Here is a 15,657-nt window from a genome sequence, read left to right on the forward strand (position 1 = left end):
ACTGGTGGCCGACATCCGGCGGCTAAGATAGCGGGCCGCCGCGACCCGGCGCCAGCGCGCGCTCCCATCAGCGCGTTCCAGTAACCGTGTTGTCATGGACGCGCCCTCATGAGTGCGTCCTCATGGGCGCGCCCTCCTGGGCGCGTCCATCGACGCGCCGCCGCAGTCGCCACCCCCACGCCATGTCCCTGCCCACCGCCACACCCGCCCCGCTGTCCGCCGAGGTGCGCACCACCGCCGTGCTGGCCGCGCCGCTCGTGGCCGGGCACGTCTCGGCGGGCCTGATCGGTTTCGTCGACAGCGTGATCGCCGGCCACCACGGCACGCAGACGCTGGCCGCGGTCGCCGTGGGCACGGCGCTGTTCTGGCTGCCGGTGACCATCCCGATGGGCACGCTGATGTCGCTGCCGCCGGCGGTGTCGCAGCTGGACGGCGCGGGCCGCCGCGCCGAGATCGGCCCGCTGTTCCGCCAGGGGCTGTGGCTGGCCGCGCTGCTGGGCGCGCTGCTGTTCGGCTTCATGAGCCTGGCCGTGCACGCGCTGGAACCGATGGGCATCGCGCCGGAGATCCGCACCGGCGCGCGTGCGTTCCTGGAAGGCATCCGCTGGGGCGTGCCGGGCTTCACCCTGTACCTGACGATGCGCTACCTCAGCGACGGCCTGCACTGGACGCTGCCGACCATGCTGCTGGGTTTCGGCGGCCTGGTGGTGCTGGTGCCGCTGGGCTACGCGCTCACCTGGGGCGTGGCCGGCCTGCCGGCGATGGGCGCCGGCGGCCTGGGCGTGGCCTCCTCGATCATGATGTGGACGCAGGCGCTGGCCTTCGCGCTGTACCTCTCGCGCGCACGCCGCTTCGCCGACCTGCGCCTGTTCGCCACCTTCGACCGCCCGCACGGGCCCACGCTGCGCGGCCTGCTACGCAACGGCCTGCCGATCGGGGTGACGGTGGCGATGGAGGGCGGGCTGTTCATCGCCACCGCGCTGCTGATCGGCCGGCTGGGCGGCGTGCCCTCGGCCGCGCACCAGATCGCGATCAACGTGTCGGCCCTGTGCTTCATGGTGCCGATGGGCGTCGCCGAGGCCACCACCGTGCGCATCGGCCACGCCCTGGGCCGCGACGACGCGCAGGGCCTGCGCCGCGCGGCGCGCGCGGGCCTGCTGATCGTGCTGGCCACGCAGGCGGTCTCCGCGCTGGTGCTGATGACCGCCAACGACCAGCTCGTGCGCGTCTACACCTCCGATGCGGCGGTGGCCTCGCTGGCCGCGACGCTGCTGCTCTACGCCGCCGCCTTCCAGTTCCCCGACGGCGTGCAGGTGCTCTCGGCCGGCGCGCTGCGCGGGCTGCGCGACACCCGGGTGCCGATGCTGCTGGCGGCGCTGGCCTACTGGGGCATCGGCATGCCGGTCGGCGCCGGCCTGGGCCTGGGCCTGGGCTGGGGCCCGCGCGGCATGTGGATCGGCCTGATCGCCGGCCTGACCGTGGCCGCCGTGCTGCTGGGCACGCGCTTCCTGCGCTCCAGCGCCCGCCTGGGCCGCGTGCCGCTGCCCGCCGGCCCGCCCGTGGCTGAACCCGTCGGGGACGGCCGATCCGCCCAGTGACCATCGGCGGGTGAAACGCCGGGGGGCAGCGGGTACCCTGACGGCATCGTTTTGGAGTCAATCAGATGAATACCGCCCCCCCGCCGCGGCCCGGTCGTCGAATTCTTCGTCGGCCTGTGGAACGTGATGAATTTCACCCGCCGGCTGATCGTCAACATCCTCTTCTTCGGCCTGCTGGCCCTGCTGCTGCTGTTCCTGCTGGCCCTGGCCGGCAGCGGCGGCGCCAAGCCCATCCTGGACGACACCGCGCTGGTGATCGAACCCACCGGCGCGCTGGTCGAGCAGTACTCCGTGGACCCGGCCACGCGCATGTTCAACCGCGCGCTGGGCAGCCACGAAGGCGAGGAGATGCAGCTGCGCGACCTGCTGCGCGTGCTGGAGGCGGCGCAGAAGGACGATCGCATCGAACGCATCGTGCTCAAGCTCGATCGCCTGGACGCGAGCGGCTTGGCCTCGCTGCGCGAGGCGGCCGGCGCGATCGCCAAGGTCCGCGCCAGCGGCAAGGAAGTGGTGGTCTTCAGCGAGGCGATGGACCAGAAGCAGTACCTGCTGGCCGCGCAGGGCAGCGAGGTCTACCTGGATCCGATGGGCGGCCTGATGCTCGAGGGCCTGGGCCGCTATCGCCAGTACTACCGCCAGGGCCTGCAGGACAAGCTCGGCGTCGACGTGCACCTGTTCAAGGTCGGCACCTTCAAGTCGGCCGCCGAGCCCTACGTGCTCGACGCCGCGTCCGATGCCGCCAAGGAAGCCGACCTGTTCTGGATGAACGACGTGTGGCAGCGCTACCTGGCCGACATCGCCCGTGCGCGCAAGCTCGATCCGGCGCAGCTCGCCGCCGGCATCGACCAGCTGCCGATGGGCGTGGAAGCCAGCCACGGCGACCTGGGCCAGTACGCGCTCAAGCAGAAGCTGGTGGACGGCCTGAAGACGGCCGAGGAAGTGGCCGACCTGCTCGCCGAACGCGGCGCACGCGACGAGGACGCCGACGGCGGTTTCCGCCAGGTGTCGTTCGAGGAATACCTGGGCCACCTCAATGCCAAGGTCAGCCCGGTCGACCCGCGGCCGCAGGTGGCCGTCGTCGTCGCCGAAGGCGAAATCGCCGGTGGCGAACAGCCGCCGGGCGCGGTCGGTGGCGTGTCGACCTCGCAGCTGCTGCGCGAGGCGCGCGAGGACGACAAGGTCAAGGCGCTGGTGCTGCGCGTGGACTCGCCCGGTGGCGAAGTCTTCGCCAGCGAGCAGATCCGCCGCGAGATCGTCGAACTGAAGAAGGCCGGCAAGCCGGTGGTCGTCTCGATGGGCGACCTGGCCGCCTCGGGCGGCTACTGGATCTCGATGAACGCCGACCGCATCTACGCCGACGAATCCACCATCACCGGCTCGATCGGCATCTTCGGCCTGATCCCCACCTTCCCGCGCGCGCTGGACAAGATCGGCGTGCACAGCGACGGCGTGGGCACCACGCGTTTCGCCGGTTCCTTCGACGTCACCCGTCCGCTGCAGCCCGAAGTCGGCCAGGTGATCCAGTCGGTCATCAACAAGGGTTACCGCGACTTCACCGGCCGCGTCGCCACCGCCCGCAAGCGCAGCGTCGAGCAGATCGACGCCGTCGCCCAGGGCCGCGTGTGGTCCGGCGCGCAGGCGAAGGAACGTGGCCTGGTCGATGCCTTCGGCGGCGTGCAGGTCGCCATCGAGGATGTCGCCAGGCGCGCCAAGCTGGGCAAGGCCGGCGAGTACCAGGTGCGCTACGTCGAAAAGGCGGCCCCGCCGTTCACCCGCCTGCTGTCGGAATTCGCGGCCAGCCGCGCCGGCGCGTACGTCCTGCAGGAGTCCGCCACCGCCCAGGGCCTGGCCCGCACCCTGCTGCCGCGCGCGCTGCCGCAAACGGCCGCCGACCTGCGCTTCCTGGAATCGGCCATCGCCCCGACCCGCGGCGTCCCGGTCCGCGCACTGGCGTACTGCTTCTGCGAGTTGTGATGCGCTGAGGCGCCTCAGCCCCTTCCCCCGCTCCGCGTTTGGCCCCTTCCCCCGCTCCGCGGGGGAAGGTTGGGATGGGGGCCGACGATCGCCGCGCCCTCAACCCACGCCGCGCCCTGCTTGTTGGGCGCGCTCAAGATCAAATGCAAAAGAGTGGACAAGCCAGTTCCAAGGCTTCCGCCTCGCGGCGGGTTACTTTCTTTGCTCGCACAAAGAAAGATAACCAAAGAAAGTGCGAGGGAGTCCACTTCTAACCGGCCGCATCGTTGACGCGGGAATTTTCCGACGCGCCATCCATGGCGCGGCGGAAAACGTCCGGCATCCATGCCGGCCGCCCTCCGGGTCTACGGTTAACGAGGAAGCAGCGTAGTAGCCCAGGCCACCTTGCTACGCCGGCAACGTCACCGCCACGCACAACCCACCGCCCTCGCGGTTGGCCAGCGCGATGCGTCCGCCATGCGCCTCCGCAATCTCGCGCGCCAGCGCCAGCCCCAGCCCGGTGCCGTGGCGCTTGGTCGAATAGAACGGCAGCAGCGCGTTGGCCAGCACCGCGTCGTTCATGCCGCCGCCGCGATCCAGGATCTCCAGCCGCCAGGCCTCCGGCAGGCGGCGCAGCGCCAGCACCACCTCGCGCGGCGCCGAGCCCGACTCGTGCGCGTTCTTGATCAGGTTGATCAGCCCCTGCTCCAGCTGCGAGGCATCGATGCGCGCACTGGCCTCCGGTGTCGTCGGCCCCTCGTAGGTGAACTCCACCTGCGCGCGCAGCCGTTCGATGAAGCGCGCCCACGGCACCGTCTCCAGCCGCGGCGCCGGCATCTTCGCGAAGTGCGCGTAGTCGCGGATGAAGGCCTCCAGGTGTCGCGCGCGTTCCTCGATCGTCGCCAGCGCCGTGGGCAGCCGTTCCAGCTGGCCGCGCTGGAGCAGCTGCGCGCCCGAATGCGCCAGCGAGGCGATCGGCGCCAGTGAGTTGTTGAGCTCGTGGCTGATCACGCGGATGACCTTCTTCCAGGTCTGCACTTCCTGCCGGCGCAGTTCCGCGGTCAGCTGGCGCAGCAGCACCAGCTCATGGCGGCGGCCGTTGAGGCGGAAGCTGCGGCGCGCGAGGTGGTGGATCTCCTCCTCGTCGTCCACGCCCACGGTCACGATGCCGTCGTCGCCGCGTTCGAAGGCCTCGCGCAGCGCATCGGGCGCGTTGGCGAACACCGCGTCGATGGCTTGCCCTTCCAGCTTTGCGCCGTCGCCCAGCAGCTTGCGCGCGGCGACATTGCCCAGCACCACCCGGCGCGACGGGTCCACCAGCAGCATCGCCACCGGCGTGTTCTGCACCATCGTGTCGAGCAGCAGTTCGCGCTGCACCAGCGCCAGGCGCTGTTCGCGCAGCGCATCGCCCAGCGCGTTGTGGCTGTCCACCAGCGCGCCCAGCTCGCCCTTGCCCCGCCACGACAGGCTGAACGCATAACCGCCGTCGCGATAGCTGGCCACGGTGCCGGTCAGCGCGCGGAACAGCGAATGCATCGGCGCGAACGCGCGTCGCACGTGGTAGACCAGCAGCGGCGCGAGCACGGCGAACACGATCAGCGCCACCAGCCAGGGCCGCGCGATCCACAGCCCCAGCACGCCGGCCAACAGCAGCCCCGCCGCCAGGTAGCCCACCGCGATCGCGCCGAACACCAGGCTCAGCGGCAGGCGTTGCAGCCACGCGGTCACGGGCGCGCGACCCCGCGTGTTCCCAGCGCAGTCGCGCGGGCACGCCGACGCATGTGCACGGCGCGGCCGCTCATGGCCGTTCGATTCCCAGCCGCTCCAGGCGGCGGTACAGAGCCTGGCGCGACAGCCCCAGCTCGCTGGCGGCCTGGGCGAGCACGCCGCCGGCGCGCGCCAGCGCCGACTCGATCGCCGCGCGGTCGGGTTCCTCGACGCTCGCCGGCGTCGTCGCCGGCAAGCGGCCCGTCGGCGCCGGCAGCGCCAGGTCGGCCGCGCCGATGCGCTCGCCCTGCGCCAGCAGGCTGGCGCGCTGCATCGTGTTGCGCAGCTCGCGCACGTTGCCCGGCCAGGCATGCGCCAGCAGGGCGCGTTCGGCGCCCGCATCCAGCGCCTTGCCGGCGGGCAGGAAATGCCGCGCCAGCGGCAGGATGTCGTCGGGCCGCTGCGCCAGTGCCGGCACGCGCACCTCCACGCCGTTGAGGCGGTAGTAGAGGTCCTCGCGGAACTGCCCGGAGGCGATCGCCGCCGCCAGGTCGGAATTGGTGGCGCTGAGCACGCGCACCTTCACCGCGCGCTCGCGGTTGCCGCCGAGGCGTTCAAAACGACCGGTTTCCAGCACGCGCAGCAGCTTGACCTGGCCGGCCAGCGGCAGCGTGCCGATCTCGTCGAGGAACAGCGTGCCGCCGTCGGCGGCCTCGAACTTGCCCTCGCGCGCCCGCTGCGCGCCGGTATAGGCGCCCGCCTCGGCGCCGAACAGCTCGGCCTCGATCAGCTCGGTCGGCAGCGCGCCGCAGTTGAGCGCGACGAAGGGCCCGTCGCGCACCGCCGAGTTGGCGTGGATGATCTGCGCGTACAGCTCCTTGCCCACGCCGTTGGGCCCGGTGATCAGCACCGGCAGCTCCGAGCGCGCGACCTGGCAGGCCAGCGCCAGAGTGGCCTCGCTCGCCGGATCGGCGTGGACCAGCCCGCGCAGGTCGAAGTCGCGGGCCAGCGCGTCGTGGCGGCGCTGCTCGTGCGTGCGCCGCCGCGCCAGCTCCTGCCGCGCCTGCGACAGCGCCAGCAGGTTGTTGACCGTGGCCAGCAGCTTGCGGTCGTCCCAGGGTTTGGCCAGGTAGTCGGCGGCGCCGGCCTTGACCAGCTCGACCGCCGATTCCAGGTGGGTCCAGGCCGTGAGCAGGATCACCGGCAGCTCCGGGTGCGCGGCACGGATCTTCGCGAACAGCGCCAGCCCTTCCTCGCCCGAGGTGGTATCGGTCCGGAAGTTCATGTCCTGCACGACCAGGTCGATGGGCTCGCGCGCCAGCAGCGCCAGCCCCTCCTCCGGCGAGCACACCGCGCGGGTGTCCAGGTCGTGCAGGCAGAACAGCGTTTCCAGCGCGGTCGCGACGCTGCGGTTGTCGTCAATGACAAGGATCGTGGGCATGCGCTGGTGATACCGCTCCGTGGCTGCGCGGATTTTCGCAGAACCGGGGGAGGCGTGCTGGCCCTGCGCTCGTCGCCCCGGCTTCAGCGACTTCGCGTCACCAAATGCCCGTCACCCCGCGAAGGCGGGGATCCAGCGACTTCGCTCCTACCGTCCGTCATCGCCGCCCCCACAACCGTCATCCCCGCGAAGGCGGGGATCCATGGACGTGGCTTTTGCTCGTCATCCCCGCGAACGCGGGGATCCAGCGACTTCGCTCCAACAGTCCGTCATCGCCCCCCCACAGCCGTCATCCCCGCGGATGCGGGGATGACGAGCTCTGAGGCCGACTCAAGCATCGTCCATGGATCCCCGCCTTCGCGGGGATGACGAGCAGGAGCGGAAGTCGCTGGATCCCCGCGTTCGCGGGGATGACGAGCAGGGGGCGGGGATGACGAGCAGGAGCGGAAGTCCCTGGATCCCCGCGTGCGCGGGGATGACGAGCAGGGGGCGGGGATCGCGAGCTCTTGAAGCCGACGCAAGCAACGTCCATGGATGACCAGCTTCGCTGTTGAAAGCCCCGCCTTCGCGGGGATGACGAGCAGGAGCGGAAGTCGCTGGATCCCCGCGTTCGCGGGGATGACGGGCTCTGAGGCCGACGTAAGCAACGTCCATGGATCCCCGCCTTCGCGGGGATGACGAGCAGCGGAGCGGGCATGGCGAGCAGGGGGCCGGGATGACCAGCAGCCCCCCACCACCAGCGCCCCCCGCTTTTCCCCCCGGCCCCGCGACACTGCAGTCCACCCCCCGACCGGAACCCCCACCCCGCCGCGTTAAACTGACGTATCCCCTCAGCGGAATGAACCTCCATGTGCGGCATCGTCGGCGCGATCGCTAATCGCGATGTGGTTCCCCTCCTGATCGAAGGCCTCAAGCGCCTGGAATACCGCGGCTACGATTCGGCCGGGCTGGCCGTCGTCGACGACGGCCGCGAGGTCCGCCGCGTGCGCCGGACCGGCCGGGTGGCCGAGATGGAAGCGGCCGCGAAGTCCGAGCAGTTCACCGCCCACCTGGGCATCGGCCACACCCGATGGGCCACCCACGGCGGGGTCACCGAGGCCAACGCCCACCCGCACGTCAGCCACGGCGTGGCGCTGGTCCACAACGGCATCATCGAGAACCACGAGGAACAGCGCGAGCGCCTGCGCCGGCTGGGCTACGAGTTCGAATCGCAGACCGACACCGAGGTCATCGCGCACCTGATCCACCACCACCTCAAGCAGGACGGCGACGACCTGCTCGGCGCGCTGCAGCGCACCGTCGGCGAGCTCACCGGCGCCTACGCGCTGGCCGTGGTCAGCCGCAAGGAACCCGGCCGCCTGGTCTGCGCGCGGATGGGCTGCCCGCTGCTGGTGGGCCTGGGCGAGGGCGAGAACTTCGTCGCCAGCGACGTCTCGGCCATCATCCAGGCCACGCGCCGGGTGATCTTCCTGGAAGAGGGCGACACCGCCGAGGTCAGCCGCGAGGGCGTGCGCGTGTTCGACGGCAGCGGCGATTTCGTCGAGCGCGACGTGCACGTGTCCGACGTCTCGCTGGCCTCGCTGGAGCTGGGCCCTTACCGCCACTTCATGCAGAAGGAAATCCACGAACAGCCGCGCGCCATCGCCGACACCATCGAGGCGGTGATGGACAACGGCGCGTTCACCGCCGAACTGTTCGGCAAGGACGCCCGCCAGGTGCTGGCCGACATCGACGCGGTGCAGATCATCGCCTGCGGCACCAGCTATTACGCCGGCATGGTCGCGCGCTACTGGATCGAGTCGATCACCGGGCTGCCCTGCGCGGTCGACATCGCCAGCGAGTACCGCTACCGCACCGTGGTGGCCAATCCGAAGCAGCTGGTGGTCACCATCTCGCAGTCCGGCGAAACGCTGGACACGATGGAAGCGCTCAAGTACGCCAAGCACCTGGGCCACGAGAAGACGCTGTCGATCTGCAACGTGCCCGAAAGCGCCATCCCGCGCGCCAGCCGGCTGGTCTACTACACCCGCGCCGGCGCCGAGATCGGCGTGGCCTCCACCAAGGCCTTCACCACCCAGCTGGTCGCGCTGTTCACCCTGACCTGCACGCTCGCCCAGCTGCGCGGCGTGCTGAGCGAAGAGCAGGCCGCACGCTACCTGGACGACCTGCGTCAGCTGCCCGGCAGCGTGCAGCACGCGCTCAACCTGGAGCCGCAGATCACCGCCTGGTCGGAGCGTTTCGCCCCCAAGCAGCACGCGCTGTTCCTGGGCCGCGGCGTGCACTACCCGATCGCGCTGGAAGGCGCGCTCAAGCTGAAGGAAATCTCCTACATCCACGCCGAGGCCTACCCGGCCGGCGAACTCAAGCACGGCCCGCTGGCCCTGGTCGACGCGCAGATGCCGGTGGTGGTGATCGCCCCCAACGACAACCTGCTGGAGAAGGTGAAGTCCAACATCCAGGAAGTGCGCGCGCGCGGCGGCGAGATGTTCGTCTTCACCGACGCCGACAGCCACTTCGGCGAGTCCGAACAGGTCCACGTCATCCGCACCCCCCGCCACGTCGGCGTGCTGTCGCCGATCGTCCACGCGATCCCCGTGCAGCTGCTGGCCTACCACGCCGCCCTGGCCCGCGGCACCGACGTCGACAAGCCGCGCAACCTCGCCAAGTCGGTAACCGTCGAGTAATCAGCCCCGCTCCGCGGATCAGCCCCTTCCCCCGCTTCGCGGGGGAAGGTTGGGATGGGGGCCACCGATCGCCGCGCCCCCCAAACAGACCCAAAGAAAAAGGCCCCGCACCGCGGGGCCTCTTCTTCATCCCAACTCACCCGACGATTACACCTTCGCCGGCTCCTCCGTCCTGCGCTGGCCCCGGAAGCGTCGGGACAGCAGCTTGCGCAGCCCGTCCACGCCCTCGGCCTTGCCGGCCACCTTCAGGTGCGCGTAGGCCTCCAGCGACGCAGCCATCGCGTCGCTGCCCAGCGCCAGGTCGGTGTCGCGCACGCGCTCCATCAGGTTGCTCAGCACCACGAAGCGCTCGGCCAGTGCGTCGTGGGACGCCAGGTCGCGCGCCATCTCCTCGAGGTCGAAGTCGCGCGGCAGCAGCCCGGCGTTCTTGCGCGCCACGTCGCAGGCGATGCGGCAGAACGCCTGCGAGCCGTCGCCCATCTTCACCGCACGGCGGCGCTGGCGCTCGGTGAGTGACACCAGCGCCGGTACCAGCGCGTCTTGCAGGGCGGCGATGGCCTGGTCGACGGCGACCCATTGGTCGGCGGACAGGTGCTGGAATGCGAGATTCTGGTTCATGTCTTCCTTGTCTCCATTGAACTGCGATCCATGACCGGCCTTCGTGGCCGGCACAGGCACGAGTGCGCCTGCATCCAGATCAGACGGGAAGGCGCCCCTGACACGGACGGCGTGGAAAGGAATCGTTAAAGTTTCGTTCATGCGAGACCCCCTGGGTGCGACAGACCGGCGCGGCCGGCGGCCCGATGGCCCCGGCCATCCCCGCACGGGGACTGGATCCCGCGCCGTCACGCCGCGCGCCCGCGCCTGAGTCCGAACGGGCCGGTCGCCCGCACTCCCGGGCGCCGCCACCCTGTAGGCCGCGTCCAATGGCGGAGTCCTTTCACTCGCGGGGAGGGTAGGGCGAGAACCGACAGCGGTCCTCCCGGTCGCCGCCGCCGTCCTGCACTGCACGGCGCAGCGTGCTGCGTTGGACCCGCTGCACCCGTCGGTGCACCAGATCGGTGCACCGGCGCACGCGCGTGGATGCTGCCGAGCACCGCCGGGGCGCGGCCGCGGACCGGCGCTGTCCTGTCGAGGACGCCGGCCGGTGCTCGCGAGAACCGACGGGGCGCACCCGAGCACGCCCGGGCATGCGTCGCCGGGCCGCGACGGCGCAACGTCGGGCCGCCGCGGCGAGTCCGAGGACACCGCGGCGTCCTGCCAGCAACCAAATTCGGTTGCCGGACCACCCGCTGAGCAGGCGCCCCAACGCATCCAGCGGCCCGAATCACCGATCGAGCGGACTGAGCACCCCGCCCGCGCCGCGATTGAGCACGTGGGTGTAGATCTGCGTGGTGGCGACATCCTTGTGACCCAGCAGCTCCTGCACGGTGCGGATGTCGTGGCCCGCCTCCAGCAGGTGGGTGGCGAAGGAATGCCGCAGGGTGTGGCAGGTGGCGGGCTTGACGATGCCGGCCCGCGTCCGCGCCTGCTTGATCGCCCGCTGCAGCACGCTGTCGTCCAGGTGGTGCCGTCCGACCCGCCCGGAGCGCGGATCAACGGACAGATGCGGTGAGGCGAACACGTACTGCCAGCCCGGCTCCCGCGCCGCGCTCGGGTACTTGCGCGCGAGCGCATGCGGCAGCCACGCCTCCCCGTGCCCCGCCGCCAGGTCAGCTTCGTGCCGCAGCCGCGCCCGCACCACCGCGGCCTCCAACGCCTCATGCAGCCGCTGCGGCAAGGGCACGCGCCGGTCCTTTCCACCCTTGCCGTCGCGCACGCAGATTTCACGGCGCGCGAAATCCACGTCCTTGATGCGCAGGCGCAGGCATTCCATCAGCCGCATCCCGGTGCCGTACAGCAGCGACACCATCAACCCCAGGCTGCCGTCCATTGCTGCGAGCAGGCGCGTGACCTCGTCGCGCGACAGCACCACTGGAATCCGTCGCGGACGCTTGGCGCGCACCACCGATTCCATCCACGGCAGGTCGAGCCCAAGCACTTTCCGGTACAGGAACAGCAACGCCGCCAACGCCTGGTTCTGCGTCCCCGGCGCCACGTTCTCCTCGGTTGCGAGCCGGGTAAGGAAGCGCTCGACCTCCACCGCCCCGAGCTCGCGCGGATGCCGCTTGCCGTTGGCCAGCACGAACCGTCGCACCCAGCCCACGTAGGCCTGCTCAGTCCGCCGGCTGAAGTGCCGTACCCGCACCGCCTCGCGCACCTGGTCGAGCAGACGCGGCGGCGAAGCGCCATCCCTGCGAACCTCCGGAACCTGACCCTGCGCCCCCGCTCGATCATCGGCGTAACCCATACACCCTCCCAAGCAACCCTGTAACAGCAGGATTGCGCGGCGGAAGGTGCCGCCGATATCAGCTAAACGCTTGATCCACGGTGGGAATCCATCCCGGCGTGCGGCGTTACACCGCCTATAATCCAGGCAAGGCCTCTAGGGGCATAGATAATTGTTAGGCCCCATGACAATTGACCGTGACAAGGTGCAGTGCGAGCGAGACGGCGAAGGTTACGAGACCTGGGTCTGCCGCCACCTGTTCGAAAACCCGGCTCAAGTCTGGCACTCCCGGGAAGAAACTCCAGACAATCCCTCGCCAGACGCATGGTGCGCGCACTGCGATGAGGTGTTTATGCGCGACGGCGAGTGGACCGATACGAACTCCGGCTGCACGCAGATTCAACTCATCTGTAACTTCTGCTATGAAAGGCGCCGGTCCCAAGAGGTATCAGATGGGCCCTAACAGTTCATTCAAGCCGAAGCCGCTTCGCGGCTCGGCTTAATTCAGGCGTTAGGCCTACATGGCAAGACTGTCGCTAATTGCCCTAGTTCTCCTGCAGGCTGCCTGCTCTGCAGACTCGGATGCCACCTGTGGCACCAGGCCCCTTGCAAGTACGCTTACCCAGGTTGAGTCAAAGATCCTGCAGGAGTCAGTCCAGAGGGCGAGCCGCACCTGCGGAGAGAGTGGCGAAAGATGCCACTTCTCTGTCCGCTCAGCGCCAAGGGATGAGCTTCGAGTCTTCGGACAGATTGCTCCACTACGCGCGGGCAAGTGCGTTCGGGTGTCGGGCGGCAACTGGATAGATCGCTATGATGCAGAGGGTCACTTCATTGAACACCTGTCTGGGCTGTAGGCCTAACAATTCATTCAAGCCGAAGCCGCTTCGCGGCTCGGCTTAATTCAGGCGTTAGGCGACAGCGCCACGATTTCCGTCGCAGCCTCTCCTCGGATGCTGGCGTCGCAGGTTGAGTGCGCCACGCACTGCTCGGGCGCTGGCTCCGGGACCTCTTCTTCGGAAGCACTTTCCCGGTCTTGGGTTCCCTGGCCTCGGTGCCCCGGCGTAATCATTGGGTAGCCATCTCCGGTGCCATGGCGCGTCACGGGTTCCGGGGCAAGCACCGGGGCAGGGCGCTGTGGCACCCTTGGCGCGGGCCGCGCATCGCAGCTCAGCGGGCGGCAGGTCGTCCCCTTTGCTGGGGCATCGCCGCCTAACAATTCATTCAAGCCGAACGCCACTTCGTGGCGTCGGCTTAATTCAGGCGTTAGGCGGCAGCGCCACGATTTCCGTCGCAACCTCTCCTCGGATACCGGCGTCGCAGGTTGAGTGCGCCACGCACTGCTCGGGCGCTGGCTCCGGGGCCTCTTCTTCGGAAGCACTTTCCCGGTCTTGGGTTCCTGGCCTCGGTGCCCCGGCGTAATCATTGGGGAGCCATCTCCGGTGCCATGTCGCCTCACGGGTTCCGGGGCAAGCGCCAGGGCAGGGCGCTGTGGCACCCTTGGCACGGGCCGCGCATCGCAGCCCAGCGGGCGGCAGGTCGTCCCCTTTGCTGGGGCATCGCCGCCTAACAATTCATTCAAGCCGAAGCCGCTTCGCGGCTCGGCTTAATTCAGGCGTTAGGCGGCAGCGCCACGACTTCCGTCGCAGCCTCTCCTCGGGTACTGGCGTCGCAGGTCGAGTGCGCCACGCACTGCTCGGCCGCTGGCTCCGGGGCCCCTTCTTCGGAAGCACTCTCCCAGTCTTGGGTCCCTGGCCTCGGTGCCCCGGCGTAATCATTGGGGAGCCATCTCCGGTGCCATGTCGCTTCACGGGTTCCGGGGCAAGCGCTAGGGCAGGGCGCTGTGGCACCCTTGGCACGGGCCGCGCATCGCAGCCAGCGGGCGGCAGGTCGTCCCCTTTGCTGGGGCAACGCCGCCTAACAATTCATTCAAGCCGAACGCCACTTCGTGGCGTCGGCTTAATTCAGGCGTTAGGCCTCATGAAGCAGCCGCTTCCAGAAGTGTTCTTCGATCCGAACGCGCGCATGACTGAGAATGGCTACGCGTTGACTAATGGTTCTATCGAGGACTTGGCGAGAATTGGCTTGACGCCCGAGCAAGCCGTGGGAATGGCTTTCACGTTCAATGGCGGGGATGATTCGGCAGAGGGCGAAGAGCCCGTCGAGATCGTTTTTGATGGAACCGTTGAGAGGCACCCCAAGTGGGGCTACTTGGCAATTTCGAACTCCCAAGGCATCTACTGGCGGGCCAGGCAGGCCTAACAGTTCATTCAAGCCGACCACCACTTCGTGGTGGCGGCTTAACTCAGGCGTTAGGCGGCAGCGCCACGAATTCCGTCGCAGCCTCTCCTCGGATACCGGCGTCGCAGGTTGAGTGCGCCACGCACTGGTCGGGCGCTGGCTCCGGTGCCTCTCCTTCGGAAACCTTTCCCGGGCCTGGGGTTCCTCGCCTCGGTGCCCCGACGTAATCATTGGGGAGCCATCTCCGGTGCCATGTCGCGTCACGGGTTCCGGGGCAAGCGCCAGGGCAGGGCGCTGTGGCACCCTTGGCACGGGCCGCGCATCGCAGCTCGCGTGGCGGCAGGTCGTCCCCTTTGCTGGGGCATCGCCGCCTAACAATTCATTCAAGCCGAACGCCACTTCGTGGCGTCGGCTTAATTCAGGCGTTAGGCAGCATGAAAGAGCATCGTCACCCAGCTAAATCATTCATTGCCTGGCTTCTGCTCTTTGCTGGAAGCTACGCATTGGGTGCTGGGTTGAGCGGCTTCGCCTCGACCTTTGGAATTACGGACTTTCCAAATGATCGCAGAGGGGAGTGGGGGCTCATCGCTACACCAATTGTTCTTGCGATTGCTTTGGCAATTGGGTTATGGCCGTTTCGCTATCTGCTTCAGCGAACACCCCGCTGGTTCCTCTTGCTGGCAACAGTTCTCGCAACGTCGGTATCCTTTGCTTGGATCACGTGGCGGTTCGCTACTGCCACCTAACAGTTCATTCAAGCCGACCGCCACTTCGTGGCGGCGGCTTAACTCAGGCGTTAGGCGGCAGCGCCACGATTTCCGTCGCAGCCTCTCCTCGGATACTGGCGTCGCAGGTTGAGTGCGCCACGCACTGCTCGGTCGCTGGCTCCGGAGCCAGCTCTTCGGAAGCATTTTCCCGGTCTTGGGTTCCTGGCCTCGGTGCCCCGGCGTAATCATTGGGGAGCCATCTCCGGTGCAATGTCGCGTCACGGGTTCCGGGGCAAGCGCCAGGGCCGTGCGCTGTGGCACCCTTGGCACGGGCCGCGCATCGCAGCCCAGCGGGCGGCAGGTCGTCCCCTTTGCTGGGGCATCGCCGCCTAACAATTCATTCAAGCCGAACGCCACTTCGTGGCGTCGGCTTAATTCAGGCGTTAGGCGGCAGCGCCACGATTTCCGTCGCAGCCTCTCCTCGGATACTGGCGTCGCAGGTTGAGTGCGCCACGCACTGCTCGGCCGCTGGCTCCGGGGCCAGCTCTCCGGAAGCATTTTCCCGGCCTTGGGTTCCTGGCCTCGGTGCCCCGGCGTAATCATTGGGGAGCCATCTCCGGTGCCATGTCGCTTCACGGGTTCCGGGGCAAGCGCTAGGGCAGGGCGCTGTGGCACCCTTGGCACGGGCCGCGCATCGCAGCCCAGCGGGCGGCAGGTCGTCCCCTTTGCTGGGGCATCGCCGCCTAACAATTCATTCAAGCCGAACGCCACTTCGTGGCGTCGGCTTAATTCAGGCGTTAGGCGGCAGCCCCACGAATTCCGTCGCAGCCTCTCCTCGGATACCCGCGTCGCAGGTTGAGTGCGCCACGCACTGCTCGGGCGCTGGCTCCGGTGCCTCTCCTTCGGAAACCTTTCCCTGGTCTGGGCTTCCTCGCCTCGGTGCCCCGGCGTAATCATCGGGGAGCCATCTCCGGTGCCATGTCGCGTCACGGGTTCCGGG

General features: G+C 68.8%; 9 protein-coding genes. 5 read left to right on the top strand and 4 right to left on the bottom strand.

Features of this window, described 5'->3' with window-relative positions; all coding sequences use genetic code 11:
* Positions 1-182 precede the first annotated feature (182 nt).
* Positions 183-1,598, top strand: a complete 1,416-nt coding sequence (locus I8J32_RS05720; RefSeq protein ID WP_200614513.1) for an MATE family efflux transporter — start codon at positions 183-185, stop codon at positions 1,596-1,598.
* A gap of 126 nt (positions 1,599-1,724) precedes the next feature.
* Positions 1,725-3,572 (top strand): signal peptide peptidase SppA, encoded by a 1,848-nt coding sequence (gene sppA, locus I8J32_RS05725; RefSeq protein WP_207526818.1) that lies wholly within the window; start codon positions 1,725-1,727, stop codon positions 3,570-3,572.
* Positions 3,573-3,959: 387 nt separating this feature from the next.
* On the opposite strand, the gene I8J32_RS05730 is transcribed toward sppA, so the two are convergent.
* Positions 3,960-5,267, bottom strand: coding sequence for a sensor histidine kinase (locus I8J32_RS05730; RefSeq protein WP_407061017.1), 1,308 nt, complete (start codon positions 5,265-5,267; stop codon positions 3,960-3,962).
* An 82-nt stretch (positions 5,268-5,349) separates the two neighbouring features.
* Positions 5,350-6,699 (bottom strand): sigma-54-dependent transcriptional regulator, encoded by a 1,350-nt coding sequence (locus tag I8J32_RS05735; protein WP_200614510.1) that lies wholly within the window; start codon positions 6,697-6,699, stop codon positions 5,350-5,352.
* 848 nt (positions 6,700-7,547) lie between these two features.
* Between I8J32_RS05735 and glmS the strand changes: the two genes are divergently transcribed.
* Positions 7,548-9,383, top strand: coding sequence for a glutamine--fructose-6-phosphate transaminase (isomerizing) (gene glmS, locus I8J32_RS05740; protein WP_200614508.1), 1,836 nt, complete (start codon positions 7,548-7,550; stop codon positions 9,381-9,383).
* 147 nt (positions 9,384-9,530) lie between these two features.
* On the opposite strand, the gene I8J32_RS05745 is transcribed toward glmS, so the two are convergent.
* A complete protein-coding gene (locus tag I8J32_RS05745; RefSeq protein ID WP_245156431.1) occupies positions 9,531-10,001 on the bottom strand; it encodes a hypothetical protein in 471 nt (156 codons plus the stop codon).
* 709 nt (positions 10,002-10,710) lie between these two features.
* Positions 10,711-11,733 carry an integron integrase gene (locus I8J32_RS05750; protein WP_200614507.1) on the bottom strand — a complete coding sequence of 341 codons (1,023 nt, stop codon included), beginning with the start codon at positions 11,731-11,733 and terminating at the stop codon, positions 10,711-10,713.
* 1,956 nt (positions 11,734-13,689) lie between these two features.
* Here I8J32_RS05750 and I8J32_RS05755 point away from each other — a divergent pair.
* Both I8J32_RS05755 and I8J32_RS05760 read left to right on the top strand, forming a co-directional pair.
* Positions 13,690-13,971, top strand: a complete 282-nt coding sequence (locus I8J32_RS05755) for a hypothetical protein (protein ID WP_200614505.1) — start codon at positions 13,690-13,692, stop codon at positions 13,969-13,971.
* A gap of 413 nt (positions 13,972-14,384) precedes the next feature.
* Positions 14,385-14,696, top strand: a complete 312-nt coding sequence (locus tag I8J32_RS05760; protein WP_200616256.1) for a hypothetical protein — start codon at positions 14,385-14,387, stop codon at positions 14,694-14,696.
* Positions 14,697-15,657 lie beyond the last annotated feature (961 nt).

It is taken from the genome of Lysobacter solisilvae, from assembly GCF_016613535.2.
GTDB classification, from domain to species: Bacteria; Pseudomonadota; Gammaproteobacteria; order Xanthomonadales; family Xanthomonadaceae; genus Agrilutibacter; species Agrilutibacter solisilvae.

Coding starts and splice junctions, on each gene's coding strand:
- I8J32_RS05720 (WP_200614513.1), top strand. CDS start 183: ATGTCCCTGCCCACCGCCACACCCGCCCCGCTGTCCGCCGAGGTGCGC.
- sppA (WP_207526818.1), top strand. CDS start 1,725: ATGAATTTCACCCGCCGGCTGATCGTCAACATCCTCTTCTTCGGCCTG.
- I8J32_RS05735 (WP_200614510.1), bottom strand. CDS start 6,699: ATGCCCACGATCCTTGTCATTGACGACAACCGCAGCGTCGCGACCGCG.
- glmS (WP_200614508.1), top strand. CDS start 7,548: ATGTGCGGCATCGTCGGCGCGATCGCTAATCGCGATGTGGTTCCCCTC.
- I8J32_RS05745 (WP_245156431.1), bottom strand. CDS start 10,001: ATGAACCAGAATCTCGCATTCCAGCACCTGTCCGCCGACCAATGGGTC.
- I8J32_RS05750 (WP_200614507.1), bottom strand. CDS start 11,733: ATGGGTTACGCCGATGATCGAGCGGGGGCGCAGGGTCAGGTTCCGGAG.
- I8J32_RS05755 (WP_200614505.1), top strand. CDS start 13,690: ATGAAGCAGCCGCTTCCAGAAGTGTTCTTCGATCCGAACGCGCGCATG.
- I8J32_RS05760 (WP_200616256.1), top strand. CDS start 14,385: ATGAAAGAGCATCGTCACCCAGCTAAATCATTCATTGCCTGGCTTCTG.